Source organism: Bacillus sp. FSL R5-0422 (genome assembly GCF_038610765.1).
Taxonomy (GTDB): Bacteria; Bacillota; Bacilli; order Bacillales; family Bacillaceae; genus Bacillus; species Bacillus pumilus_O.
In genome coordinates, this window is sequence record NZ_CP152014.1 from 1,941,896 (window position 1) to 1,966,594 (window position 24,699).

25 protein-coding genes, 1 other RNA gene and 1 riboswitch are annotated in these 24,699 nt (G+C 40.8%); of the genes, 6 read left to right on the plus strand and 20 right to left on the minus strand.

Features of this window, described 5'->3' with window-relative positions:
* Positions 1 to 49: 49 nt before the first annotated feature.
* The 3 genes from fbpC to MKX52_RS09785 all read right to left on the minus strand — a co-directional run bounded on the left by fbpC (position 50) and on the right by MKX52_RS09785 (position 1,828).
* Positions 50 to 157: a Fur-regulated basic protein FbpC gene (gene fbpC / locus MKX52_RS09775; RefSeq protein ID WP_306172627.1), complete on the minus strand. Its 108-nt coding sequence runs from the start codon at positions 155 to 157 to the stop codon at positions 50 to 52.
* A 64-nt stretch (positions 158 to 221) separates the two neighbouring features.
* The gene (locus MKX52_RS09780) at positions 222 to 731 is read right to left on the minus strand and encodes an isoprenylcysteine carboxyl methyltransferase family protein (protein ID WP_144473310.1); all 510 of its coding nucleotides are present in this window, start codon (positions 729 to 731) and stop codon (positions 222 to 224) included.
* Positions 728 to 1,828, minus strand: a complete 1,101-nt coding sequence (locus MKX52_RS09785) for a 3-oxoacyl-[acyl-carrier-protein] synthase III C-terminal domain-containing protein (RefSeq protein WP_342490626.1) — start codon at positions 1,826 to 1,828, stop codon at positions 728 to 730. Before MKX52_RS09785 ends, MKX52_RS09780 begins: the two co-directional genes overlap by 4 nt.
* Before the next feature lie 567 nt (positions 1,829 to 2,395).
* Between MKX52_RS09785 and MKX52_RS09790 the strand changes: the two genes are divergently transcribed.
* Positions 2,396 to 3,199 carry a polysaccharide deacetylase family protein gene (locus MKX52_RS09790; protein WP_342490627.1) on the plus strand — a complete coding sequence of 268 codons (804 nt, stop codon included), beginning with the start codon at positions 2,396 to 2,398 and terminating at the stop codon, positions 3,197 to 3,199.
* A 184-nt stretch (positions 3,200 to 3,383) separates the two neighbouring features.
* Here MKX52_RS09790 and pbuX read toward each other — a convergent pair whose 3' ends face one another.
* From pbuX to MKX52_RS09850, 12 genes are all read right to left on the minus strand, one after another.
* On the minus strand, positions 3,384 to 4,703 hold the full coding sequence (pbuX, locus tag MKX52_RS09795; protein WP_342490628.1) for a xanthine permease PbuX: 1,320 nt from the start codon (positions 4,701 to 4,703) through the stop codon (positions 3,384 to 3,386).
* The gene (gene xpt / locus MKX52_RS09800) at positions 4,700 to 5,284 is read right to left on the minus strand and encodes a xanthine phosphoribosyltransferase (RefSeq protein WP_003215672.1); all 585 of its coding nucleotides are present in this window, start codon (positions 5,282 to 5,284) and stop codon (positions 4,700 to 4,702) included. The genes pbuX and xpt overlap by 4 nt, the downstream gene beginning before the upstream one ends.
* Positions 5,285 to 5,401: 117 nt before the next feature.
* Positions 5,402 to 5,501: riboswitch (purine riboswitch) on the minus strand.
* Positions 5,502 to 5,637: 136 nt separating this feature from the next.
* A complete protein-coding gene (locus tag MKX52_RS09805; RefSeq protein WP_012010331.1) occupies positions 5,638 to 7,143 on the minus strand; it encodes a carboxypeptidase M32 in 1,506 nt (501 codons plus the stop codon).
* A 127-nt stretch (positions 7,144 to 7,270) separates the two neighbouring features.
* The gene (locus tag MKX52_RS09810) at positions 7,271 to 9,208 is read right to left on the minus strand and encodes an ATP-dependent DNA helicase (RefSeq protein WP_088001049.1); all 1,938 of its coding nucleotides are present in this window, start codon (positions 9,206 to 9,208) and stop codon (positions 7,271 to 7,273) included.
* Between the two features lie 74 nt (positions 9,209 to 9,282).
* The gene (locus tag MKX52_RS09815) at positions 9,283 to 9,480 is read right to left on the minus strand and encodes a hypothetical protein (RefSeq protein ID WP_088001047.1); all 198 of its coding nucleotides are present in this window, start codon (positions 9,478 to 9,480) and stop codon (positions 9,283 to 9,285) included.
* A 121-nt stretch (positions 9,481 to 9,601) separates the two neighbouring features.
* Positions 9,602 to 10,741: a class I SAM-dependent RNA methyltransferase gene (locus MKX52_RS09820; protein WP_216887956.1), complete on the minus strand. Its 1,140-nt coding sequence runs from the start codon at positions 10,739 to 10,741 to the stop codon at positions 9,602 to 9,604.
* Positions 10,742 to 10,851: 110 nt separating this feature from the next.
* An RNA gene (gene rnpB, locus MKX52_RS09825) (RNase P RNA component class B) lies at positions 10,852 to 11,235 on the minus strand.
* Positions 11,236 to 11,295: 60 nt separating this feature from the next.
* Positions 11,296 to 11,601 (minus strand): cell division regulator GpsB, encoded by a 306-nt coding sequence (gene gpsB / locus MKX52_RS09830; protein WP_012010336.1) that lies wholly within the window; start codon positions 11,599 to 11,601, stop codon positions 11,296 to 11,298.
* Positions 11,602 to 11,658: 57 nt separating this feature from the next.
* Positions 11,659 to 12,219: a DUF1273 domain-containing protein gene (locus MKX52_RS09835; RefSeq protein WP_254113781.1), complete on the minus strand. Its 561-nt coding sequence runs from the start codon at positions 12,217 to 12,219 to the stop codon at positions 11,659 to 11,661.
* A gap of 49 nt (positions 12,220 to 12,268) precedes the next feature.
* Positions 12,269 to 12,505 (minus strand): spore coat protein CotD, encoded by a 237-nt coding sequence (cotD, locus tag MKX52_RS09840; protein ID WP_144457580.1) that lies wholly within the window; start codon positions 12,503 to 12,505, stop codon positions 12,269 to 12,271.
* Between the two features lie 315 nt (positions 12,506 to 12,820).
* A complete protein-coding gene (locus MKX52_RS09845; protein WP_342490629.1) occupies positions 12,821 to 14,068 on the minus strand; it encodes a ribonuclease H-like domain-containing protein in 1,248 nt (415 codons plus the stop codon).
* A gap of 23 nt (positions 14,069 to 14,091) precedes the next feature.
* Complete coding sequence (locus tag MKX52_RS09850) at positions 14,092 to 16,338, minus strand: DEAD/DEAH box helicase (protein WP_342490630.1); 2,247 nt, start codon at positions 16,336 to 16,338, stop codon at positions 14,092 to 14,094.
* Positions 16,339 to 16,498: 160 nt separating this feature from the next.
* On the opposite strand from MKX52_RS09850, the gene MKX52_RS09855 reads away from it, so the two are divergent.
* Positions 16,499 to 17,617 carry an NADH-dependent flavin oxidoreductase gene (locus MKX52_RS09855; protein ID WP_342491886.1) on the plus strand — a complete coding sequence of 373 codons (1,119 nt, stop codon included), beginning with the start codon at positions 16,499 to 16,501 and terminating at the stop codon, positions 17,615 to 17,617.
* 48 nt (positions 17,618 to 17,665) lie between these two features.
* On the opposite strand, the gene MKX52_RS09860 is transcribed toward MKX52_RS09855, so the two are convergent.
* Complete coding sequence (locus MKX52_RS09860) at positions 17,666 to 18,172, minus strand: PTS glucose transporter subunit IIA (RefSeq protein ID WP_012010341.1); 507 nt, start codon at positions 18,170 to 18,172, stop codon at positions 17,666 to 17,668.
* Between the two features lie 168 nt (positions 18,173 to 18,340).
* Here MKX52_RS09860 and MKX52_RS09865 point away from each other — a divergent pair, with 168 nt between their 5' ends.
* Positions 18,341 to 18,760 (plus strand): Hsp20/alpha crystallin family protein, encoded by a 420-nt coding sequence (locus MKX52_RS09865; RefSeq protein WP_012010342.1) that lies wholly within the window; start codon positions 18,341 to 18,343, stop codon positions 18,758 to 18,760.
* A gap of 20 nt (positions 18,761 to 18,780) precedes the next feature.
* Here MKX52_RS09865 and MKX52_RS09870 read toward each other — a convergent pair whose 3' ends face one another.
* From MKX52_RS09870 to MKX52_RS09880, 3 genes are all read right to left on the minus strand, one after another.
* Positions 18,781 to 19,233 carry a YppG family protein gene (locus MKX52_RS09870; RefSeq protein WP_088001033.1) on the minus strand — a complete coding sequence of 151 codons (453 nt, stop codon included), beginning with the start codon at positions 19,231 to 19,233 and terminating at the stop codon, positions 18,781 to 18,783.
* Between the two features lie 106 nt (positions 19,234 to 19,339).
* Entirely contained in the window at positions 19,340 to 19,711 is a 372-nt protein-coding gene (locus MKX52_RS09875; RefSeq protein WP_216887937.1) for a YppE family protein, read from the minus strand.
* 57 nt (positions 19,712 to 19,768) lie between these two features.
* Positions 19,769 to 20,002, minus strand: coding sequence for a DUF5446 family protein (locus MKX52_RS09880; RefSeq protein WP_342490631.1), 234 nt, complete (start codon positions 20,000 to 20,002; stop codon positions 19,769 to 19,771).
* A gap of 196 nt (positions 20,003 to 20,198) precedes the next feature.
* Here MKX52_RS09880 and sspM point away from each other — a divergent pair, with 196 nt between their 5' ends.
* Complete coding sequence (gene sspM / locus MKX52_RS09885) at positions 20,199 to 20,303, plus strand: acid-soluble spore protein SspM (RefSeq protein WP_012010346.1); 105 nt, start codon at positions 20,199 to 20,201, stop codon at positions 20,301 to 20,303.
* 22 nt (positions 20,304 to 20,325) lie between these two features.
* On the opposite strand, the gene MKX52_RS09890 is transcribed toward sspM, so the two are convergent.
* Positions 20,326 to 21,282, minus strand: a complete 957-nt coding sequence (locus MKX52_RS09890) for a DUF2515 domain-containing protein (protein WP_342490632.1) — start codon at positions 21,280 to 21,282, stop codon at positions 20,326 to 20,328.
* A gap of 46 nt (positions 21,283 to 21,328) precedes the next feature.
* Here MKX52_RS09890 and recU point away from each other — a divergent pair, with 46 nt between their 5' ends.
* Complete coding sequence (gene recU / locus MKX52_RS09895) at positions 21,329 to 21,946, plus strand: Holliday junction resolvase RecU (RefSeq protein ID WP_251184688.1); 618 nt, start codon at positions 21,329 to 21,331, stop codon at positions 21,944 to 21,946.
* Between the two features lie 37 nt (positions 21,947 to 21,983).
* The gene (locus tag MKX52_RS09900) at positions 21,984 to 24,698 is read left to right on the plus strand and encodes a PBP1A family penicillin-binding protein (RefSeq protein ID WP_342490633.1); all 2,715 of its coding nucleotides are present in this window, start codon (positions 21,984 to 21,986) and stop codon (positions 24,696 to 24,698) included.
* Position 24,699 lies beyond the last annotated feature (1 nt).

Genomic DNA, 24,699 nt, shown 5'->3' on the forward strand with positions numbered 1-24,699 from the left:
CTGAGGAAATAAAAAAATCTGCTACCCGATCAGTCGCAATTGACTGGAATCAGGAAGCAGATTTTTTGGAGACACCTTTTAATACGAAGCCAATTAATAGGCTATATACACACACCGTACCGAGCAAGAAAATCATTGTCATGTGATCACCATCCATCCTTCATGATTGAGAATGCTTATCATTAATGAAAGTGTAGCACAATTGATAATGATTTTCAATATTAATTTAGCAAATACTGATTTAATGCTTTCTCCTCTGTTTGAATTCGTACAACCATCATCCATGCATTTAAACATGTAAACAAAATGGCAGTGACATACGCATCAAACAATAACGGGATCAATAAAAGCTCAATCGCCACGACTACATAGTTAGGATGTTTCAACCAACGATACGGCCCTTTTTTAACAATCATTGCATTTGGCACGACTAAAATCTTTGTATTCCAGTACGTCCCTAGGGAGCACAATGCCCAGTACCGAATGATTTGTGTAGCCATCAGGAAAAGGAGCAATACAAGAAAATACTGTGATGGACCTTTATGTAAAAGCTTTATCTCCACTATAAGTGAGAGAAAAAAAGCCGTATGCATTGCGACCATATAAGGATAATGACTCGCACCAAATTCAATGGCACCTATTGCTTTTACTTTCTTTTCATTTCTTTTGGCGACAAGCATTTCAATAAGCCGCTGACAAACGAAGAAACCGATGACAAGCCAAACAATCATGACAAGACCTCCTCCCACTTCATAAGCAGCAACTCTGAAGAAAAGCCCGGACCAAGTGCTCCGCAAAGTCCTAGCTCCTCCGCTTCAGCAGATTGATGTTCAAGGAAATGCTTGATGACATACAAAACTGTGGCAGAGGACATATTTCCGTGTTGTTTGAGTACTTCTTTTGAAGAAAATAGCTGATCCTCTCGTAAAGATAGACTTTCAACATACGCATCAATTACTTTTTTCCCACCAGGATGGGCTAGAAAAACGGACAGGTCTTTAGTTGAATATCCTTGCTCCTCTAAAAATTGATCCACCTGCTCTTTTAACCAGCCTGAAATCATCGATGGAATGTCGCGTGAGAAAATAACCCGAAAGCCGTCACTTGTAAAGTCCCAGCCCATCACATCCTCGGAATTTTTCATTGTGACGGATTGCGTGCTTAGTACTTTAGGGACCGTTTTTAAATAGGCATATTCAAGCGCAGCTTCTCCTCCAGTTAAAAGAACCGCTGCCGTCCCGTCTCCAAACAAGGAGGTGCCGATTAAATTGCTTTTTGATTGATCTTGCGGCTGAAACGTTAAACTGCACAGCTCACAGGCAACAACAAGTACCTTTGCTTCTGGAAACGCCCTTATGTATTCATAAGCCCGCGACAGCCCTGCTGCACCGCCTCCGCACCCTAGGCCCCAAATTGGTACTCGTTTCGTATAAGGAGAAAAAGGAAGGACGTTCATAAGTTTTGCATCTAGACTTGGGGTCGATAAGCCAGTACTTGAAATAAAAAACAATGCATCAATCTCTTCAACTGGGACTGGCTTTTTCAGAAACGTCTTATCTTGAAGACAATGTATGATTGCTTCTTTTGCATGAGTCAGGGCTTTTTCCAAATAGATATTATTCTTCTCTTCAAAAGAGTGGTGCGTCTGATACCATTCAATGGGCTGCACAAACTGCCTACTTTTCATTTCTCCATTTTGAAATGCTCTCAACAGCCGGTCAATATCTTTAAACGAACGTTTAAATTGAGACCTAGCAAAATCAGCAGCTGTTTTCTGATCCACGTGATGCTTCGGGTGACTCGTTCCAACTGAAAGAATGTACGCCATCGGCTTCACCTCTTTTTTCGGTTAATATCCCCTATTGAAAAAAGGATATACATGCCAAAGCGTCACAATTCAGTCAAAACATTTTCCTCCGTCTAACTTTTTGTCTTGACGACAATTGATAAATATTGGATAATATAGGTGAAAACATGATGTAGTTTTCCTCCTTCACAGGTTCGTTCCAAGCCAAGCGAACCTGCTTTTTTTATGCAAAAAAACACCTCTAAAAGAGAAGTGTTCAGACCGTAAGGCACCCACACCTTTCATGAGCACCCTTTTTTCAATGAAATCATCATGATACAACACTTTCATACGGAATCTCCCTTTGCTTCGAATTAATGGTCAAATCTGCTGCTATCTTAGCGTATACATATTAACGTTTCGATCTCACCTTTTTTGCTGATCAACACAAAGTAACAACCATAAATTTCTAATTTATTTGAATTTTCTATACAAAAAGGATTTTTCCCACTATATACTTAATCAATATGATCACCAAGAAAAACAGTGAAAAAAGAAAGAATCGACAACATGGTTCGGCTCAAAATTTAATTGACTGGAGTGATTGTCATGAAAAAGGTTTCCAAAAAAAAGACACCCTACAACACGATACTTCTCTCAAAGGTAATTGGTTTAGTGCTTCTTACACTGTTTCTCTTTTTTATCTGGGATATGTCTAAACCCCATTTGCAGGCGACAAATGGGCAAGCAAAAGATCAGTCTACAAGAACATTGGATACACATTTTAAGACCAATCCAAACCAACAGGCAACGAATAAAACGGTTTTTTTAACATTTGATGATGGTCCTTCTGCTACATCAAATCAGCTGTTAAATGTATTAAAAGCACATCACGTGAAGGCGACGTTCTTTATGCTTGGACCGCAAATCCAAGCACACCAATCAACTGTGAAAAGACTTTATCAAGAAGGACATCAATTAGGTCTTCATGGCATGACGCATGATCTAAACCTCTTTTATCAGAACAGCGAGTCTCCCGCAAATGAAATGAGAGAAGCTCAGCGTATTCTTGCCTCTGTTACAGGCGTCTACAGCCGTCTTGTGAGAACCCCCTATGGCAGTGTTCCAAATTTAACATATCATCAAAAAGTACGTTTAAACCAAAGTGGCTTTATTTACTGGGACTGGACGATTGATAGCCTTGACTGGAGATATAAAAACTCACAATATGTTCCAGAGGTATTGAATCAATTGCAAATGTTTGAGAAAAATAAACCATGGGAACCAAAAGTTATTTTAATGCATGATCAACCCTCTACCACAAACTATTTAGATAGCCTAATTATCCAGCTAAAAGCAAGGGGCTATACATTTGCCGTCATTAACGAATCAATGCCGCCGGTACAACATTAATAGTACTAATCACAAAAAGCCCGTATCCAAAAGATGCGGGCTTTCAGCTTGTAGACAAATCCTCACACGCTCTTTCCTAGGACCTCAAAGGTTTTTTATCAAGCTAAAAAGAAGACAAAGAGCTAAAATAAAAGGTCATTTTAGCTCTTTGTCCATAATCTGAACCCTTCTCCAAGAGAGGGATTTACATAACAGATTGCTTAGGTTCTTCTACCAGGTCATGCCCGCTTTCTTTTTTAAAAGGAATCATGTGATAAATAATATGAAGCAAAATAGCGGTAAAGCTGCCGGCCACGATGCCATTACTTGTTAATAATTTGATTGATTCTGGCAGATGGTCAAACATTTGCGGCACAACGGTGACACCTAAGCCGATCCCCACTGAGCATGCAACAATGAGTAGGTTTTCCTGTTTGGCAAAATCCACACGCGAGAGCATTTTAATACCGTAGGCAATGACCATCCCAAACATGGCTACCATTGCGCCGCCAAGAACGGACTTTGGAATAATCGTCGTAAATGCAGCAATTTTAGGAAAAAGTCCAAATAACATGAGCAATGCGCCTGTCACAACGATGACTTGATTTTTCTTGACCCCTGTCAACTGGATCAACCCAACGTTTTGCGAGTAGGCTGTATAAGGAAAAGCATTAAAGATACCACCTAATAACACAGCAATCCCTTCTGCGCGATAGCCTTTCGCTAAGTCTTTCTCTTTTAATGAGCGGTTTGTTAAATCACCTAATGCGAAATAAACACCTGTTGATTCGACTAATGACACAATCGCAACTAACGTCATCGTCATAATCGGTGCAAATTCAAAGGTAGGCATGCCAAAATAAAATGGTTCAATCATGCGAAAAACTTGCGCATTCGCCACCTCAGCTGTTTCCACTTTCCCCATAAATGCAGCAACGGCTGTCCCAAGGAGAATACCGATTAATATGGCGATCGCCTTCATAAAGCCAGTTGTGAATCGATAGAGCAGCACAATGATAAACAGCACAAGGAAAGCGAGGCCTAGATTTTCAAATGAACCATAATCAGCACTTCCTTCTCCTCCTGCCATATTGTTCATCGCTACTGGAATAAGGGTTATCCCAATAATGGTGACGACAGACCCTGTCACGACAGGTGGGAAAAATTTCACAAGCTTCCCAAAGAAAAAGGAAAGCAGGATGATGATACACCCCGAAGCGATAATACTTCCATAGATAGACGAAATCCCGTATTTAGAACCAATCGCAATCATAGGAGAAACCGCAGTAAATGTACATCCTAATACAACTGGCAAACCGATACCAAAGAAACGGTTTTTCCATACTTGAAGAAGCGTGGCAGCCCCGCACATAAAAATATCTGCCGAAATTAAGTAAGTCAGCTGTGCAGGTGTGAGGCCAAGTGCATCTCCCACAATGAGTGGTACAAGAACGGCACCAGCATACATCGCCAGCACATGCTGAATCCCTAGCGAGAGTGTTTTCGCTTTTTTAGCAGCACTCATGATTGTACCTCTCGTACAAACGTGACTTTCCCTTCCTCAAGTGATTCAATACGTGCAAGGGATTCGACGCGGTAGCCCATTTGAACAAGCGCATCTCTTCCTGGCTGGAATGACTTTTCAATGACAATACCAAATCCCGCTACTTTTGCTTTCGCCTGCTTTGCTATTGCGGCAAGTCCTTTAGCGGCTTCACCGTTCGCCAAGAAGTCATCGATGATTAATACACAATCTTTTTCACCAAGATGCGTATTTGAGACAGCGATCGTACTTTCTACTTTTTTTGTAAAAGAGTACACACTCGCTGTTAATAGGTTTTCTGTTAGTGTTAGTGATTGACGTTTTCGAGCAAAAACAACGGGTACTTGAAGAGCTAGTCCAGCCATCACAGCAGGTGCAATACCTGAAGACTCGATTGTGATAATTTTTGTAATGCCATCATGCTTGAATAATCTGGCAAACTCTTGCCCGATTTCATGCATTAAGACAGGATCAATTTGATGATTTAAAAAGGCATCTACCTTTAACACTTGATTTGACAGAACGATTCCTTCGTTCTCAATTTTTTGACGTAACAATTCCATCATTCTTCCTCCCAGCATATTGGCAAACATTTTCATTTTTCGCATAAAAAAAGCATTGCTGTCCATGAGGAGCAAGCAATGCGAAAACGATCCACGGATCTTCAACTCAAACAAGAGCTGTTTCATTTGCTCACTCATAGTCGGACAGTATCGGTGTCCGGTAGAAACTTGCGTGCCATCATCACGCGATTATATGAGTGTTATAGTGTTCAAATTATAACAAGATTTCAGACGCTTGGAAAGCACTTTTCTAGAAAAATACCGAACTTAAATAATAGATAAGATCAAAATGTTCGTTTTTAGAATATTCAAGCATCAAAAAAGCACCCTTCTGAGGAAAGGGTGCCATTTATTTAAGACAAATACAGTTTCGTATATTTATCAGTTAAATAATCGATTAAATATTGTACATTTAATTCCTCACCAGTCGCATCTTGAATGATTTCAGAAGGCTTTTTGCGTTTTCCATGCTGGTGAACATGAGTTGTGAGCCATTCTTTTATCGGTGCAAAAGACCCATTTTGAATCAACTCATCAAAATTCGGTAAATCTTTGATCATTTGGTTCTTTAGTTGCGCCGCATACATATAACCAAGGGCATATGAAGGGAAATATCCAAAGCTACCATCAGACCAGTGAACATCCTGCAAGATGCCAAGTGCATCATTAGGAGGCGTAATGCCAAGATATGCTTTATATTTTTCATTCCACAGTGCAGGCAGGTCTTCAACCGCCACCTCTTCATTGAATATCGCTTTTTCAATTTCATAGCGGATGATAATGTGAAGCGGGTATGTAAGCTCATCTGCTTCAATTCGAATATAAGTTGGCTTCGATTCATTCACTGCATGCACAAATTCTTCTAAAGAGACATCTTTGAACTGCTCAGGAGACGCTTCTTGAAGCTTTTGATAATACGTTTTCCAGAAGTCTTCATGCCTGCCAATAAAATTCTCAAAGAAAAGAGACTGTGATTCATGGATCCCCATTGATGTGCCGTCACATAATAACGTTCCACTCAGCGCCTCATCAATGTTTTGCTCATAGATGGCATGACCACACTCATGAATCGTGCCAAAAATCGCCATCCGAAAATCATGCTCATCATAACGAGTCGTCACACGAACATCCCCTCTGCTCAATGTCACAGCAAACGGATGTACTGTTGTATCCAGACGTCCTGCATCAAAGTCATACCCTAATTCTTTTAAGAAGAAAAGACTCAATTCCTTTTGTTTGTCGATCGGAAAACTTTTCGACAAAAATGAAGTATCCGGTTTATGAGGAGAGGCTTCGATTTTTTTCACGAGAGGAACAATGGCATCACGAAGTGCACCAAACTTTTGATCGAGCTGTTCAACCGTCATATCTGGCTCATAGTTATTGAGCAGCACATCATATGGTGTTTTTTTCACGCCCCAATATTGAATAAAACGCTTGTTAAAATCAATGAGCTGTTTTAAGTATGGTGCAAAGAGGGAAAAGTCTGATTTCTCCCTTGCTTCTACCCAGACATGCTCTGCTTTTGATTGTAAAATCGAGTATTCTTTAAATTCTTCTTTCGGAATTTTGCTGTTTTCATCATACTCTTTTTGTGATAATTCGAGCGCCTTTTGTGTATCTTTTGACAGCTCATCTCGGTGTTTATTTAATGCATCAAGAAGATCTCTCATTTCATCAGAAGTCTTCATATTAAAAATATCACTTGATAATTGTCCGATCGTTTCAGCTCTGAAATCGGCGCTTTTTTTAGGCGCCTGTGTTCTAGAGTCCCAGTAAAGTAAATGGAGCGCCTCCGTATAGTGCGCGATTTTTCCTAGTAATTGATAAAACGCTTTCTCTTGTGCTTCAAGACTCATACGTTTGTTCCCCCAATCGATAAAATATGTATGTACGTTTCAAGGCTACTTCAAGGAATGTTCTTTTGTCAATGAAAAAGGAGGATACGCAGATGGTATCCTCCTCTCTTTTCTCGTTATATATGATTTAGGATGTAATGATTGGCTTCACTGGCAGAACGGATTCAATTTTACTTTGAAGCTCTGCATTTTCCTTATGGTCAAAGTAAATATGAATGGTTCCTGCATCTTGGCTTGTCCGAATCAGTCTTCCAATACCTTGTCGCAAGCGCAGTAGCATATACGGAAGGTCGACTTCAGCACGAGCATCCTTTGCTTCATTCCGTTTCGCCTCAAATACCGGATCATGAGGCGGGTATGGAAGTCCCCAGATGACCACATTTGTTAATGATTGTCCTGGAATATCCAGCCCTTCCCAAAGGTGAACAGAGCATAACACAGATGTCTCATCTGCTTGGAACTTTTGAACAATTGTACTGATTTCTTCGTCTCCCTCAAAGTACACGTCGAAAGGCAGTGATTCATTCGATGCCTCAAGCTGCTTTCTAAAGAAATGGAGTTCATCAAATGAAGGGAACAAAATAAGAGACCGTCCCCCATTATCTTTCAGCTGAGTGATCACTTGCTGTCCTTTTGCTTCTTGCTCTTGAAGCTGCTGAATCCCGTGGAAATAAATCTTCATTTGTTCATCGTAATCATACGGCGAAGCGACACTCATTGATAAGTAATCTTTAATCCCAAGACTTTCAGCTAAATAATCAAAGGATTGATTTTCAGACAATGTAGCAGAAGAGAAAATGTATGGTCTTTTTTGCGAGAATACCTTTTCACCAAGCACCTCTGCGACAGTCTTTGGCATCACAACAAATGTTGTATCTAATTCTTGTTTTTCAAGCCAGCTAATCGCATTTTTTTGATAAAGTGACAGAGAATACGCCATTTGTTCAATGTACTCTTCTACAACAGACAATTCGTATTGATCAATTGTATACATCTCTGATTCAAATACGAGTGCTTCTCCGATTTTTTCAAGTAAATCACACAATTCACTTGCAGAACGCTTCACCTCATCCACACGTCCAATTTCAAGTCGATGTGAGCCCTTGATTTCTTTGGCATGTGTTTTTAAGAGATAGAAGAACTCATCGTTTGTAGCAAGTGCATCTTCAACGAGTTCGGCAAACTCCTCACGTATATCGTTTTGAAGCAGGCGCTCTAAAAAGGTTTCGAGCATGGATTGCTTCACTCGGTATGTCAGTGCTTTTTGCGCGGCAAATTCAAGAAGGTGGCCTTCATCAAATACAACGGAACTATGTTCTGGAAGCAGCGGAAGCTGACCTTCGCGTTTGCGGGATTCCTTTGTCCACACATGCTCCATATAAAAATCATGAGAACAGATGATGAGGTCTGTTGCTTTCCGGTAATGATCTCTTGATAAATTCAAACCACAGCGATGACGCATATCACACGTCAAACAGTCCTGAAACGAGTCATAGCCAATACGTGACCATTCATCATTGGATAGCTCTGGGTACTCCTTCCGATCACCATACGGATAAAAGTTCTGCATCCCATGTGATTCATGAACAAACGAAGGAAGCGATTCATAAATATCGAGCCACTTCTCATCATCTTCACGCTGCATGGTTTTCTCTAATTTCTTTAAGCATAAATATTGATCATGCGATTTACTTAATCTCGCATCTATTTGAATATCAAGGTGATTGGCAATTTTATAGATATCACCCTCTTGTTTCACTAGCTGTTCAATTAACGTTTCGTCTGCACATGCAATAATCGCTGGTTTCCCTGTATACCTTGCATATGTGACCGCAAATAATAGATAAACGATGGTTTTGCCTGTACCTACCCCAGCTTCGGCAAACATCACACTTTTTTCTTTAAAGGCTCTTTCTAATTGAAAAGCCATAAATATTTGTTCATCTCGAAGATCAAAGCCCTTTTCTGGCAAAATGTCATAGAACACATCACCAATCCAGTTGCCCAGTTCTTCGTAAAAATTATGTTCTTTTGATAATGAAAAAGGCAAACGAGATGCTGTCACCTGCTTCAACCCCCAACTTTTGAATCATTCAGACATTCTATAGTAACATTTATGCTGGGGAATGACAATATTTTTTATGACCGCAAACGATGTTGATACGTTTCTTTCATTAAAAAAGCATGCTCAGATCGCTCTATGTATGCCTGAGCAAGCGCTAAATCTTCAATGGCTGCAGTTAGCTGAGTAGATTGTCCACCTTCTTGCCCTTTCATTTCTTGAGCAGTCGAATCGAGTGCTTTTTGGATTAACTGAAATTGATCATATTGAATCATAGAGACACCTCTTTTTTTAAAATCAAGTTCAGTTTATTCCGTCCCATGAAGGTTTATACCTTTCTCGGGTAAAAAAAGCCACACCTTCTGTAGGTGTGGCCATTTTTTATGATTCAGTTGTCTATTTTCTAGGTGGGCGTTTTCCCCAGTATTGGTAATAGTCTGTTTTAATAAAACCATTAAACAGTTTTCTCTTTTTCGTTGCTTTTCTACCAAAGCACTCTTCGAACTTTTCGTGTGACGTTAAGATATAAATGGACCATGTGTCTAGGCTTTTAAATGCTTCGCCCATTCCTTGATACATTTTTTCAACAGCTGGTTTGTCACTGAGTCGTTCTCCATAAGGCGGATTTCCGACAATCACACCGTAATCTTCTTTTGTTTGAAAGTCTTTCACTTGCATTTGTTTAAACTCAATCAATTCGCTGAGTCCTGCTTCTTCCGCATTCATTTTGGCAATGTCTATCATCCGGTGGTCGATATCACTTGCAATAATGTGGAGCGGCTGATCATAGTTTGCTTTTTCTTCCACTTCGTGACGCGCTTTGTTCCATACGTCTTCACCAATCCATTCCCATGATTCTGAAGCAAAATCTCGGTTAAACCCTGGGGCGATGTTTTGTCCAATCATGGCCGCTTCAATAGCGATTGTTCCTGATCCGCAGAAGGGATCAACAAACGGACGGTCAGGTGTCCAGTTCGTTAATAGCACGAGTGCAGCCGCAAGGGTTTCTTTAATAGGTGCTCCGCCTTGATCCATGCGGTACCCCCGTTTATGAAGACCTACACCAGATGTATCAAGCGTGAGGACAGCTTTATCTTTTAAAAGGGCAACCTCAATTTTATACTCAGGTCCTGTTTCTTCAAGCCATTCAGACTGTATGTTGTAAGAGGATATAAGCTTTTGCGCGATCGCCTTTTTGACGATACGCTGACAATCCGGCACACTGGCAAGCTGTGATTTCACAGATTTACCGATGACTGGAAACGTGCTGTTTTTTGGTAAAAATGCAGCCCAGTCAATCGCCTTTGTGCGTTCAAACAGCTCATCGAATGTTTTTGCCGAAAATTCAGCGACTTGTACCTTTATTCGATCTGCTGTACGCAGCCAAAGGTTCGCACGGCAAATCGCAAGAGCATCCCCTTCGAAAATCACTTTTCCGTTGTCTACTGTACAATCGTAGCCAAGGTCTCTTACTTCTTTTGCAACAATCGCTTCAATCCCCATTGGAGCCGTTGCGATAAGTGTATAGGTTTTCATTGATTTATCACCTGTTTTCTCGTCCTTTTATGTATTCCAAGATAAAAGCTCTCCATATGTTGAAATAGGAGAGCTTTGTTTTCATCATGTTTATAATAACGGATATAACGTTCTGTAAGCCATGTTTTGTTCCATTGTACTGCAAACGGCAAATGCCTCGTACTCAGGTGGTAATCATCTATCTACAGAATACTCTGTCCTTCTCTCCGTTTGGTTCCTTTGAGAAAGTTCCCCTACCAAGTTTGGGTTTCTCGCTCGAGGGGTTTACCGCGTTCCACTCTCACCATTTCTAGTGAGACTTCGTCACTGTGGCACTTTCAAGGATACTTTGCCATATCCTAAAAGGACGTAGGCATTTTTCCTGCCGTCAGCCTTTCCCAGGCTGCCCTGGCTTATCTTTTCGCCAGGCACGAACACTACGGGCATCTCAGCACCGTGCGAGCATGGACTTTCCTCTGCAATGTCTAAATGCATTGCAGCGATTACCCGAACGTTAATCAACAAGCGTTATTATAAACGACAATGACATGAGGCACAAGCTTTTTCAGCAAGGCTCAATCATAAAGTTTGCTTCCGAAAACGTGTTTCTCAAGGTTAGATAGTCTTTTTAAAATATCAAAGTTTGTTGTATTAGACTGTGCAGGCTGTCTTTTCCCTTGCTCAACGGCTTCTTCAAGCTGTTTAGACAAATGGAGGTTTTCTTGTTGAAGCTTTTCGATTTCTTGGTTGAATGTCTCATAGTCTTTAATGACCATATCTAAAAATTTATCGACTTCTTCTTGTTTGTATCCTCTGACACCTGTTTTAAATTCTTTTTCTAAAATTTCTTTCGCAGAAAGCTTTACTTTATCAGCAAGCATCTTTTTCACCTCATATCGTGAATTCATAGTATATTTTTTCAGAAATACGTGACGTTGTCAAATTTTCTCTTGCTTTTCATCAAAAAACGGATCTTCCGCCTCAACTTGCGCTCTCAAATCATCCATTGTGATGTACATAATGGGGTAATCGGTATAGTTTTCCGCTTCTTTGATCATGTACTTTGGCGAGCCATCATGTTCCGGATCATACAGAGCGAGGAGTCCATCTGTTTTTTCAATAAAAAAACGGTTCTTTTGTTTAAATTGTGCCGGACTTTCATATGGTCTATGCGTGACACTTTCTACAAAATCGGCCTGTGCAAGAATTCCTTCATACAACTCTTTGTTTTGTTCATTCCAGCGCTCTTCCTGTTCATAAAATGGCGTAATGACGGCAAGTTTTAGCGCTGGATACTCCTCTTGAAGCTCAAATACCACTTCGGCTGTCCATATTTCTGCCCCAAGCTGACCTGATATGAGAACCCACTCCAGGCCATCTTCAATCAAAGCCGTCAGCCTTTTTTGAAGCTCCGCTTTTATGTATTGAAGTGCAGGCTCATCTTGTTTGAATATTCCAAGCTCAAATGGCTTGTACCCTGTGACAGCAATAATTTTCATTTTTTCACCTGCTTTTAAAAAAAGGGACTTATAAAAGTCCCATTCCACTTTATCTGTTACAGCAAGGTCCACCGCAGTTAAAGTGTTGATGTGTTGCCGGGTCCACCTGAGAAAACGTATGCGGGAAGTAGTGAACATGTTTGAAATTTTGATGGTGAACATTTGTCACATGTTGCGGATGGATATGCGGCACAATTGTTGTGGAATCACTGTGTGTACAGCAATGATTCGTCGGATGAACAATTGGCTGTGTAACATTCGGGTGACAATGATGATGATGGTACATGTAGCATTCCCCTCTCCTTAATTTTCTTACATTAACAATGTATGAATTAAGAGGTGTACATGTACTAATGCATTAACCTATTTTAAAAGTTTGCAAGGAAAACATCCTTATAGTTTGAAAACACAAAAGCAACCAAAATGACAACAAGAAAAAACAAGTAGAAAAGACCCTTATACATGCTCTACGCTCCTCATTCAATATCTAACGTTATTTTACAGGATTCGTGACTTTTCTACAATAAAAGTGCTAAACAATTTTTATTTTCGGCCGAGAGCCGAACGTTGTCATGTTTTGCGCTTTCCCGGGCAATAATGTTTATTGCCCAGCTTTCCTTAAAAGCCGTTTTTTTCGCTTTTCAAGTTCTTCAGTTTCCCGCTGACTTAACGAGGAGAATGATAATAACGAATCAGTGATAGAAAGAGCTGATCTTGCATCTTTTTCACGATGTTCTTTATACTTCGCAAGCTCTATACCAGCTTTTAATGCTAAATGGACATCGCTTGATGCAAATAATTCCCCCCATATTTGAACCGCTTGATCCCACTTGTTTTGTCGTTTATATTGCAATGAAAGATCATAAGACGCCTGATTTGCATGCTCAAAATCAGCATTCGTTAATTCCTGCAAATGCTTTGTTGCTTCCTGTACATCCCGATGAGCAAGATGCCACCTAGCGAGCGCATACTTCTCATTGTGTTCCTTTACTGCATCCACAGATAGTATTTTTTTGGATAGATGAATGTAGAGACTGATTAACGATAAGACGTCTAATTCATTATGAGTCAAGATTCCTTTAATCAGCTTCGGGTTTTGTTCCTTTAAAAAATGAAAATAAATCATCGGTGCCAAAAACCCCGGCGTGTCGTTTTCACGCTGCACGTGCAGCTCTTCCTTTTCCACAACAGATAGCGCCATCCGTTCATATTTATGCTTCCACAATCGTCTAGATCCGTGCAAAAGATCAAAATGGCCGAATTCAGGAAGTGCTGGAATTTGATCTCTTAAAAGTGTATGTCTCGTTTTCACTTGCGGCCAATCAAATGATTTACCATTATATGTAACTAACGATTCTACATTTACTTCATCTAGAAAGCTTTTGTAAAGAGCCACTTCATTTCCTGGATTGGTGAGCAGGTGCTGTTTCACCACCACTTTGCCCGAAAAGACACGTGCGTGTCCAAGCAAGAAGATCATATTTCCCGTACCGCCAGATAATCCTGTTGTTTCAGTATCAAAGAAAAACAGTTCGTGCGGCTTGTACCCTTTAGCCGATAGCGAATGCTGGATGCCGCTTTCGTTCCATTGCTCAATGACTTTCGGCAGCTCCGCAAACGAATAGCGCCCATGCTGATCATCTAATGAATAGGTGACTTCCCGAATCAGACAAAAGGAATCCTCAAAATGATAAGGCGACACACCTAATCCTTCCCATTCTTTTAAAAATGGGATATTTTCTGAAGTCACAGGCTGAGGTTGTCCTTCTGATGTTTTCTGCCGGTTTTCTTGTGGCTGATTGTGCGATAGATGCTTTTTCATTCTGTTTAATTTCCCTTTTAAAGACATGAGCAGATGTCCCCTCCTTTCTCTTAAAATACGGACATCAATTCAACAATGCTGCTTTTTCCGTTGACCTCTTTCATTTCCATGCCAATGCAGGATGGACAGCCATTTTCACAGCGGCACCGCTCAATGAGCTGAATGGCTGCGCCTGCTATTTCATCGAAACGAGCTTGTACTTCCTTACTTAAACCGATTCCGCCAGGGTAATGGTCATATAAAAAGACCGTCGGTTTTCCGGTATGTGCCGCTTTAATTTGTGAAACCACATGAATATCAGAACGGTCACACATGACAAAAGCAGGTACAATGTGCTGAAGAACATTTGCGATGCCTAGCAGGAGCTGTTCAAGTGTCTTCTCTTCAAATCTCCGCTCTGCCTCGTGTAATTCAAACCAAGCCGCACTCGTATGAATTTCTTCTTCTGGTAAGTGAATCGGTCCAGACCCGATATTTTCACCAGTACTCAGACGGATTTTTTTAAATATCGTAGGCATTGCGTTGACGGTCACATCACCGAAGTGAACAGATACAGCTTCTTTCTCTGTCGTCTGATCGATTTCAAGTACCTTAAGTTGAACAGCTAAATTCGCATCTGTATAGTATTCTACATCTACTTGTTTCACATAAGCCTTCAGATGCTCGTAATCTAGCTTTTCCACTTGATACTGAACCCCTTCGTGTAAATAAATGGCCTCATCATGGAGCAGCGTCATCGCACTGAAACGGTCCATCTCGCCAATAATCCGAACATTCGCCACATCTGATTGATCCACAATCACGACATTTTCCTGACTTGCAGACCGGAGGCTGATGCCATGTGCCGGGAATGACTGATCTGACCAATAATACCGATTCCCGCTAAAATGGAGAACGCCTTTCTCATGTAAGTATTGCAAAATCTCTTCTACGTCCATGTCGCCAAACTGTTCATCCTCCCGAAACGGAAGCTCGTAGGATGCACATTTTAAATGATCCACTAAAATAATAAGGTTTTCTGGGTTAATTCTGGCAGCTTCAGGCGGTCTATTAAAGAAATATTCAGGGTGTCTGACAATATATTGGTCAAGGGGTGAGGAACTTGCCACCATTATAATGAGTGCTTCCTCATGACGTCTTCCAGCACGGCCTGCCTGCTGCCATGTACTCGCTACACTGCCAGGATACCCGGTCATGATACAAACCTTGAGCTGACCTATATCAACACCTAATTCAAGTGCGTTCGTACTGACGACACCTAGAATGTCTCCTTCTCTCAATCCTTTTTCAATCACGCGCCGCTCTTTTGGTAAATAGCCTCCGCGATATCCACGAATTGATTTTGGACCGATCTCTTTTTTCACTAGCTCTTGAATATGACTTAAAATTACTTCAACTCTTACTCTGCTTCTAGCAAAAACAATCGTTTGGATTTTTTCCTTTAAAAAAGTTTTAGCGAGTTGATTAACGACAGTGGCGGCACTTTGTCTAATATTTAGTGGTTTATTCACAACTGGCGGATTGTAAAACACAAAATTCTTTTTACCGCTAGGTGCCCCGTTTCGCTCAATCAAATGCATCTTTCTTCCCGTTAGCTGCTGCGCAAGCTCTTTTGGATTCGCAATTGTTGCGGACGTACAAATGAAAATTGGATCACTTCCATAAAATGCACAAATTCGTTTTAACCTGCGAATCACATTCGCCACATGACTACCAAATACGCCTCTATATGTATGTAGCTCATCTATGACAATATACTTCAAATTCTCAAACAAGCTGACCCATTTTGTATGATGAGGCAAAATGGCTGAATGTAGCATATCTGGATTTGTGATGACAATGTGTCCTGCTTGTCTGACTCGCTGCCGAATGGCAGGAGAGGTATCCCCGTCATATGTTTCACTATGAATCGGAACATCCATCTCGTGGATGATCTCGTTAAGTTCACTCTTTTGGTCTTGTGCGAGCGCTTTTGTTGGGAATAAATAAAGGGAGCGACTTGTCTGATCTTCAACGATCGACTGAAGGACTGGCAGGTTGTAGCAAAGTGTTTTACCTGAAGCTGTTGGTGTGACAGTTACGACATGCTCCGCGTCCATCACACGTTCAAAGGCTTCCTTTTGATGAATGTAGAGTTCACTCACGCCTCGTTTCTCAAGCGCCTTTTTCAGCTTTTCGTTCACTCTTTTAGGCAACGGAGAGGTTTGTGCAGGCTTCGCTTCAATTTCATGCCAATGTTCTACCTGTTCGTCTTTTTTTAATTCTTCTATGAGTTCGTTCATTGTTTTCTTTTTCATATCGCATCACCTCTATTACATAGTGTACCGAATATTTGTTTGCATGACTAGGCGGCAATTTTTTGATTCGTAGCTTATGAGCAAATACTTTGAAGTGTTGTAACAGTATCTATTAAACTTCTATAGTGAAATGATTTTATCAAGGAAGAAGATGATGAGAGTGAAAAACGAATTTAAGCCTTTATTTGAACCATTTACGTTTCCAGGAGGTGCGTCGATTGATGGCCGGTTAGTTGTTGCGCCAATGACACACTTCGGTTCTCAAGAGGATGGCACTATTTCTAAAGAGGAAATTGATTTCATTACAGCTAGATCTAGTGATATGGGCATGGTGATCACAGCATGTGCGAACGTGACTCCAGATGGTAAGGCATTTGAAGGACAGCCTTCTATCGCAAGAGATGAAGATATACCTGGCCTGAAAAAACTAGCTTCTGCGATTCAGGCAAAGGGAACAAAAGCCATCATTCAAATTCATCAAGGCGGCTCTCAGGCTCTCCCTCACCTAGTTCCAAATGGTGATGTGGTTGCGCCAAGTGACGTGTTTAAAGATGGAAAACAGATGGCACGTGCTTTAAAAGAAGAGGAAATTGTCCATATTATTGCCTCTTTTAAAGAAGCGACAAGACGAGCGGTCGAAGCAGGATTTGACGGTGTGGAAATCCACGGTGCAAACGGTTATCTATTACAGCAATTTTACTCCCCGCATAGCAATCAGCGGACAGATCAGTGGGGAGGAAATGAAGAAAAGCGTCTAGCTTTCCCTATCGCTGTTGTGGATGCAGTAAAAGAAGCAATCGAAAAGCATGCGACAAAACCGTTTATCTTTGGATATCGATTATCCCCTGAAGAACCAGAAACGCCTGGTTTAACGATGACAGAGACGTTCACCTTAGTCGATGTTCTTAAAACGAAAAACCTTGATTATTTGCATATCTCTTTAATGGAGATTGACTCTAAAGCAAGACGCGGTGCAGATACGGATAAGACGCGTATGGAGCTGCTCAAAGATCGCTGTGGCGATACTCTTCCGCTCATCGGTGTAGGCAGCGTCATTACAGCCGAAGATGCACTAAGTGCCTATAACCAAGGAATTCCGCTTATCGCTGTCGCACGTGAACTGATCGTCGACCCAGATTGGGCAAAGAAGATTAAAGAAGGCAGAGAAAGCGAGATTGAAACTGTCATTAAACGAAGCCAAAAAGGTCAGTATTTGATTCCAGAAGGATTGTGGTCTGTTATGGAAGCGAGTAAAGGCTGGGTTCCGATGGAAGATTAATGTCATCAAAAAAACTACCCTCATACATTTGGGTAGTTTTTTTTTCTATTATTTTAACTTAACGGTAAAAAGCTTAGATGTCTGTTTTTCAACAGTTCCCTTTGGTTCTTTATCAAGTTGCTCGATCAAGTCACCATTCATAATGACAATCGGTGTCACTGTACTTGCCGCTTTCTCTTCAATCAGTTCTAAATCACACGTAATGAGAGGGTCACCGATCTTCACTTTATCTCCCTCTTTGATGTGCGCTTCAAATCCTTCACCATTTAATCCCACTGTTTCAAGTCCGATATGAATCAGAAGCTCAAGCCCTGAGAGTGTTCGAATGCCAATTGCATGTTTTGTATGGAAGAGCTGAATGATTTCACCCTCTACTGGTGACACAATTGTACCACTATTTGGTTTGACTGCTACACCGTCTCCCATCATCTTTTGAGAAAAAACAGGGTCTGGTACATCCGTCATATCCATTAACTCTCCATCAGCTGGAGAATAAATGATTTCTTCCTTTACATCATCTTGGTTTTTCCCGAAACCGAATAATTTTTTCAGCAATGTCAATTGCTCCCTTCAAGCTTTGCTTCTAGATCTATTCCGTGTATGAAACGCTGCGCTCATACACCTTGCTTCATTCAACACTATTTAATCATAATTTTTTCCTCTCATCAATTGATAACCGCCTGAGTCCTTTCTGCATAGGCTGTAGATGAGAGGTGATTCCAAATGAAACATGAAGGCGAAAAGAAACATGAATTGCTGGCTAATGAAGATATTCTCTATGAAGCGATTGAACAATTTTTCGCATCCTCCCCGTTTCATGAGATATTAAATAGTGCGGAGGCGCTCATGACCACATCGCATTCTCTTGCATCGATTACGACCGATGTGACAGAGGATGAGCAGTTTGTGTATATCGCAATCCAATTTCCCGACCATTTTGTCGAAGGCGATATCGCGCTAGAAGTAAAAGCCCAATATTTACACTTATCCGTGCAAGAAACAATCAAAACGGATACAGCTTCCTCGTATTCAAGCTTTACAAAAACCATTTTAATGCCGGCAAAAATAGATGAGACGAACATGAAAAGCGTGTGGAAAGATCAAACTCTTCGTGTGACGGCACCAAAGCAAAGAGCCCAATAGATCCTTCTATTGGGTTTTCACTATGCTTTAAAAATGCTCGTAAATCCTTTCGCTAATGAGCCTACTTGATTCATCGTACTCATCATTTGCCCAGCTGTATCAAACATTTTGTTAAAATCGAATTGTCCATTCGTTTTTTTGAATTGAGATAGTACACTTTTAAATTGAGATGATTGCTGTTTTTGCGGTCTTGGCAAAGGATAAGGGTTCATAGGCTGCTGCATGGGCATCATGCCTGGTGGCTGCATCTGGGGTTGATTGATCGCTTCGGGCGGCTGAAAAGGCGGTACATTTTCTTGGTATCCATAAGGCGCCTGATAGACAGCAGGTGATGCCTGGTTCATGGCACCTTGAGGTGGCGGCATGAAATATTCTGGAGGCTGCGGAGGCTGTTGCTGCATTTCTGGATACGGAAAAGGCCTTTGATTGAATGGATTGAATTCATAAGGCTGCTGGTTTGAATAAGGGATCATATATCTCGCTCCTCTCGCTCTCAGCGCATAGTCTTGTCACTCATATATTATGATGAGAAACAGAAGATGTGCCTAAAGCAGCAATAAGAAAAACGCAGCGATATCTTCAGCTGCGCTTGTTAATTTCTTCTATTAAAAGGTTCAGTGTGTAAATCACTGACTCAACTAAATTTTTCACACGAGGTGCATGCTGTTTGCCAAAATAAGATTGCAGGATAACTTCTTTCCCATTTTCTTTGACGGCTTCAAGCTGTTCTTCGTGTAAATATCTAGGTTTCGCCAGATGAATAAACGAGATCGCAGCAGTGAGCCACTCTTCCATTTTCTGATCAAATGTCTCAACGGCTGGCTGAATGTCTGTGTGAAAATCATAAACGGGGTATTCCTCTTCAGCCTTTCCCTTTTGGTACTGCTCATACGCCTCTTCGATCCATATTCTCAAGTTTTGTGTATGTTCAAGTAATGTTTGATTATCCAAAGTGTTCACCTCTATGAACCATCCTATCAAACGTTTACTTATTGCTCAAATAGAAAGCTACCCTGCGTGGTATGCCGGTCTTGCCGCCAGTTGATACTCAGCTGCGTGAATCTTCCCTTCACAGTCCTTTACTTCCGATTCAAGCCGGTCTATCATTTGCTCTTGCTCTTCTATGGCTATTTGTTTTGTTTCATTCACAGCAAGAGATAGTTCTTCTTCCACCGCATCAATTTTTCGTTCGATTTCCTCTAATAACTGCAAAATGGATTCTTTTGATACAAATTCGCTCATCATCAGATTCCTCCTTTATCGTCTCTCGTTACATTCTCTTTTCTTTCACACCCTCCTTCACACATGACAAAACTAGAAGCAAATCGCCAATCTATGTGTAGATGAGCGCTATTTCTTCCTTTTCGACATCTGCTTGTCCTTCTTTGTATGATTGCGTCCGATTGTGTAAATTCTAAGGACAAAGGAGGTAGATTTCATGAAAAAGCAGCCAGCACCAAAAGAGCAAAAGCCAAAAGGGAAAGAAAACAGTACAGATCAGCTTGATAAAAAGCTTGGCGGTCCTAATCGACCATCTACGTAAAAAAGCAGGTACCCCCTGCTTTTTATTTATGCAAAAAATAGTGCTCTAATGAGAAAAGAAAACGCAGCTGTCTTTTTTTATGAAAATACCAGTCGATCAGTTCAATTTGTTTTGGTAACGTCTCTTCATCAAACAAAGTTGGGCTCAATTTCTTTTGAAACCAATCTTCTCTTTGATCGTCTAATGAATGTGTCATCACTGGATAAACAGTTCGAAGAAAAGGTGTTGACCTTCTAGCGATCCCTAAAAACGGCTCAAAATCAAACCGTGATCCGGTATGCGGAACAGTATGCAAAAAATGATAAAAATCCGAAAATAAATCGGCCCGAAATAATAGTTTCGCTAGTTTTTTTCCTAATGTAATACGCTCTTTTACGTTGGAAAACTTCCGTATGGTTAACCCGTACAAATGCCCGTCAACCGTTGGAAAAACAACGGTTTGAAAATGTCCCCACTCGCTAAACAGATATTGAATCGAGTGAAAAACATTCTTTTTCAGAAGAGGATTTTGTATAATAGGAGATTGTATAGTATATTGTTCATTTATGATGAGTGCATAAAGTAGACGCTCTGTGTCAAGCTTTAGCCAAAAACGTTCCCACTCAATGCTCATAAAACGAGAGACAGAAAAATACGGAAGCAGATGGAACAAAGGTTTGCCGCACCGCTTTGACCATTCATACAAAAGGAGCTGGGGATAAGCATCTGAAAAGATCAGCCAATTCGCTCTTTCATATGCTGTGAAAAAAAGGTGCCCCTCTTGATCTGTTAAACCTGGATGGAAGAGCTCGCCCTTTAGATCCGTCATAGACCATCCAGCATTTCTCGAGACAAAGGAAGCAAGCAGCGACCATTTCATCTCTGGATGACGATCATAAAAGCGCTTGTAAGCATTTGTCCTCGTCAGGTTGTCTTTATTTTTCACTTTCGTTTCACGCAATATATGCTGAGTGATGATGTGCTCTTCTTGTGACAACATAAGTATCTCTCCAATACAAAATGCATTAAAAGGAGGCTGAAACTTGATGATTCGGTATCCAAACGGAAAATCGTATCAGCCCATTCAACCAATTGGGACAAAAAAACGAATCAGCGGCGAATCCTCTTATAGTAACCGCGGGATGACGCTTGAGGCTGATTTAAACGAAACCAACCAGTACTATTTGGTCAACGGGATCGCAGTCATTCATAAAAAGCCTACCCCCGTTCAAATTGTGAACGTGGATTATCCAAAAAGAAGCGCTGCTGTGATCAAAGAAGCCTATTTTAAACAATCATCCACAACAGACTATAATGGAGTGTACAGAGGGCGCTATATCGATTTTGAAGCAAAGGAAACCAAAAGCACCACCTCGTTTCCGCTCAAAAATTTTCATGACCATCAAATTGAGCATATGAAACAGGTTGAAAAGCAAGGCGGTATTTGTTTCGTTATTATATCCGCATTTGGCTCCGTTTATTATTTGCCCGCTTCAGATCTCTTTTTCTTCTGGGAACGGCAGAAACTAAACGGCCGGAAATCCATTAGTAAAGATGAACTAAAGGAAGCCGGTCACTTAATGACACTTGGATATTCGCCAAGAATTGATTATATTAAAGTAGTGGAGACACTTCATTTTTCGGATGAAAGTGAGTATCAATAACGTTCGAAAAAGGTTTAACACGAAAGGTTGAGATGTGATGTCTGATCAATTTACAAGTCGTGAACAGCGACGTAAAGCAAGTCAAGAAAACAATAAGAAGCAAAAGAACAAAAAAGGCAAAAAGAAAGCAGGTCTATTTAAAAAAATATTTTTATCTTTACTCGTGGTCGGTCTTCTATGTCTAGTGGCCGGAATCACAACTTTTGCCGTTTTTGCATCAAGCGCTCCTTCAATTGATGATAGTAAGCTCAAAACACCTTATTCTTCAAAGCTTTATGACATAGACAAAAAAGTATTTGCAGAAGTCGGTGCGGAAAAAAGAACGTATGTCTCGATTAAAGATATACCCGATGTGGTAAAAGAAGCATTTATTGCAACGGAAGATGCACGTTTTTATAAACACCACGGGATTGATCCAATCCGTATTGGCGGTGCCCTTGTCGCAAACGTTGAGGACGGCTTTGGAGCTGAAGGTGGAAGTACAATTACACAGCAAGTTGTGAAAAACACTCTACTTACCAATCAAAAAACGTTAAAACGTAAAGTACAGGAAGTATGGCTCTCGATTCAGCTTGAGCAAAAGTACTCTAAAGATGAAATTTTAGAAATGTATTTAAACCGCATTTTCTTCTCGCCTTATGCTTACGGTGTTGGGAAAGCGGCTGAACAATTTTTCGGCGTGACAGATTTAAATAAGCTAACTGTTGCACAGGCTGCCACACTTGCAGGTATGCCGCAGAGCCCTTCTGCTTATAACCCAGTGAAAAATCCTGAGGCAGCAGAAAAACGTCGTAATATCGTGTTAGGCCTCATGAAAAAACAAGGCTATATTTCAGAGAAAGAATATGAAGTGGCAAAAGCAACTCCTGTCAAAAAGACCGTAGTGCCTGCTGATAAATATAAGAGCCAGAACTCAAGTAAGTACTCTGCTTATATTGAAGAAGTCATGGAAGAAGTACAGAAAAAAGCCAAAGTAGATGTATCAACAGATGGATTAAAAATCTATACTTCACTCGATCGTAAAGCTCAGGATCATCTAGATGATATTATCAATGGGGATTCTGTTGGATTTACGAAAGGTATGCAGGCGGGTGTCACCTTGCTTGATACAAAAAATGGTGAAATCCGAGCTATTGGCGGTGGACGTGATGTACCAGCCGGCGGCTTTAACTATGCAACTGATGCAAAACGTCAGCCAGGTTCAACAATTAAACCCATTTTAGATTACGGTCCTGTCATTGAAAACAAAAAATGGTCAACGTACCAGCAAATTGATGATGCGCCGTATACGTACTCAAACGGTACACCGATTAATAACTTTGACAGAAGACATTTAGGGAAAATGTCGATGAGAAGTGCTTTGGCACAATCACGAAACATCCCTGCCCTAAAGGCTTTCCAAGAAGCTGGCACAGACAATGCCGTTCAATTTGCTAACAACTTAGGTATGGACTTACCGTCTGACATTCCTGAGTCTTACTCAATCGGTGGATTTGACGATGGCGTGTCCTCTCTAAAAATGGCTGGGGCCTTTAGTGCATTCGGTAATAATGGATATTATAACGAACCGCATGCTGTCACGTCTGTTGAATTTAATGACGGTACAAAGCTTGACCTGACACCAGATTCTAAAGCGGCTATGAGTGACTACACAGCCTTTATGGTCACAGATATGCTAAAAACTGCTGTCCAATCTGGAACTGGTACACTTGCACAAGTACCGAACGTTCAAGTTGCTGGTAAAACAGGTACAACGAACTTTACACAAGATGATATTAATAAATACAATATTCCTTCTGGCGGTGCGAAAGATTCGTGGTTTGTTGGTTATACGCCGCAATATACAGCAGCCGTTTGGACTGGAATCGGTAATTCAAAAGATGCGGACGGCAAAATGTGGCTCACAGATTATGAGCAGCGTGTTGCCAAAATCGTCTTCCAGCGATTAATTTCTCAAATTGATGATGGAAGCGGCTCATTTGAAAAACCAGACAGTGTCGTTGAAGCGACGGTTGAAAAAGGATCGGATCCAGCGAAATTAGCCGGACCAAATACACCGAGCGATAAGAAGACAACAGAATACTTTGTAAAAGGAACGGTTCCGACAAAAGTGTCTGACACATATGAAAAGAAAGAAGCCGATAAGCCTTCTGACTTAAAAGCAGTGTATGATGAAGAGAAAAAATCCATCACACTGACTTGGGGCTATGATGACGACGCAGATGCTACATTTAATGTAAAACAAGCGGTTGATAACGGCGGCTATAAAGACATTCAAAACAGTTCTGCTAAAGAAGCGGTCATCTCTGATGTGAAGCCTGGCTCTACTTATAAATTCCAAGTAACAGCCACTGTAGAGGATGTTACAAGTAAAGCAGCTTCTACCTTCCTCACCATCAAGGATGATGAAGACGAAGAAGAAAAAGCAGATGATGAGAACAAAGAAGAAGAAGAACCGCAGCAGCCTGATGACGAGCAGACAGACAAGACTGACGATAACAAAAATCAACCCCCAGGCACTGATGAGCAAAAGCCAGATGATAAAAAAGATCAAGACAAAGATAAAGATCAGGATCAAGGCGGAAATACGGAAAATGGAAATAATGGTTCTTCCGATGATGGCTCAGACAGTACAAATGGGAACAGCAACTCACAAACTGACAGTAAAGATAAAAAGAAAGATGATACGAAAACGAACACACAAAGCTCAAGTTCGCAATCAACTTCTCCTAATCGAAAAGAAAATGAATAAT

Excerpts from the sequence above, each read along its gene's own strand:
- gpsB (WP_012010336.1), bottom strand. The coding sequence starts at position 11,601 with ATGCTTGCTGATAAAGTAAAGCTTTCTGCGAAAGAAATTTTAGAAAAA.
- MKX52_RS09835 (WP_254113781.1), bottom strand. The coding sequence starts at position 12,219 with ATGAAAATTATTGCTGTCACAGGGTACAAGCCATTTGAGCTTGGAATA.
- cotD (WP_144457580.1), bottom strand. The coding sequence starts at position 12,505 with ATGTACCATCATCATCATTGTCACCCGAATGTTACACAGCCAATTGTT.
- MKX52_RS09850 (WP_342490630.1), bottom strand. The coding sequence starts at position 16,338 with ATGAAAAAGAAAACAATGAACGAACTCATAGAAGAATTAAAAAAAGAC.
- xpt (WP_003215672.1), bottom strand. The coding sequence starts at position 5,284 with ATGGAATTGTTACGTCAAAAAATTGAGAACGAAGGAATCGTTCTGTCA.
- recU (WP_251184688.1), top strand. The coding sequence starts at position 21,329 with ATGATTCGGTATCCAAACGGAAAATCGTATCAGCCCATTCAACCAATT.
- MKX52_RS09900 (WP_342490633.1), top strand. The coding sequence starts at position 21,984 with ATGTCTGATCAATTTACAAGTCGTGAACAGCGACGTAAAGCAAGTCAA.
- sspM (WP_012010346.1), top strand. The coding sequence starts at position 20,199 with ATGAAAAAGCAGCCAGCACCAAAAGAGCAAAAGCCAAAAGGGAAAGAA.
- MKX52_RS09780 (WP_144473310.1), bottom strand. The coding sequence starts at position 731 with ATGATTGTTTGGCTTGTCATCGGTTTCTTCGTTTGTCAGCGGCTTATT.
- MKX52_RS09805 (WP_012010331.1), bottom strand. The coding sequence starts at position 7,143 with ATGAGTCTTGAAGCACAAGAGAAAGCGTTTTATCAATTACTAGGAAAA.
- MKX52_RS09880 (WP_342490631.1), bottom strand. The coding sequence starts at position 20,002 with ATGAGCGAATTTGTATCAAAAGAATCCATTTTGCAGTTATTAGAGGAA.
- MKX52_RS09870 (WP_088001033.1), bottom strand. The coding sequence starts at position 19,233 with ATGATCCCTTATTCAAACCAGCAGCCTTATGAATTCAATCCATTCAAT.
- MKX52_RS09890 (WP_342490632.1), bottom strand. The coding sequence starts at position 21,282 with ATGTTGTCACAAGAAGAGCACATCATCACTCAGCATATATTGCGTGAA.
- MKX52_RS09865 (WP_012010342.1), top strand. The coding sequence starts at position 18,341 with ATGAAACATGAAGGCGAAAAGAAACATGAATTGCTGGCTAATGAAGAT.
- MKX52_RS09815 (WP_088001047.1), bottom strand. The coding sequence starts at position 9,480 with ATGATTCAATATGATCAATTTCAGTTAATCCAAAAAGCACTCGATTCG.
- MKX52_RS09820 (WP_216887956.1), bottom strand. The coding sequence starts at position 10,741 with ATGAAAACCTATACACTTATCGCAACGGCTCCAATGGGGATTGAAGCG.
- MKX52_RS09845 (WP_342490629.1), bottom strand. The coding sequence starts at position 14,068 with ATGTCTTTAAAAGGGAAATTAAACAGAATGAAAAAGCATCTATCGCAC.
- MKX52_RS09790 (WP_342490627.1), top strand. The coding sequence starts at position 2,396 with ATGAAAAAGGTTTCCAAAAAAAAGACACCCTACAACACGATACTTCTC.
- pbuX (WP_342490628.1), bottom strand. The coding sequence starts at position 4,703 with ATGAGTGCTGCTAAAAAAGCGAAAACACTCTCGCTAGGGATTCAGCAT.
- fbpC (WP_306172627.1), bottom strand. The coding sequence starts at position 157 with ATGGATGGTGATCACATGACAATGATTTTCTTGCTCGGTACGGTGTGT.
- MKX52_RS09785 (WP_342490626.1), bottom strand. The coding sequence starts at position 1,828 with ATGGCGTACATTCTTTCAGTTGGAACGAGTCACCCGAAGCATCACGTG.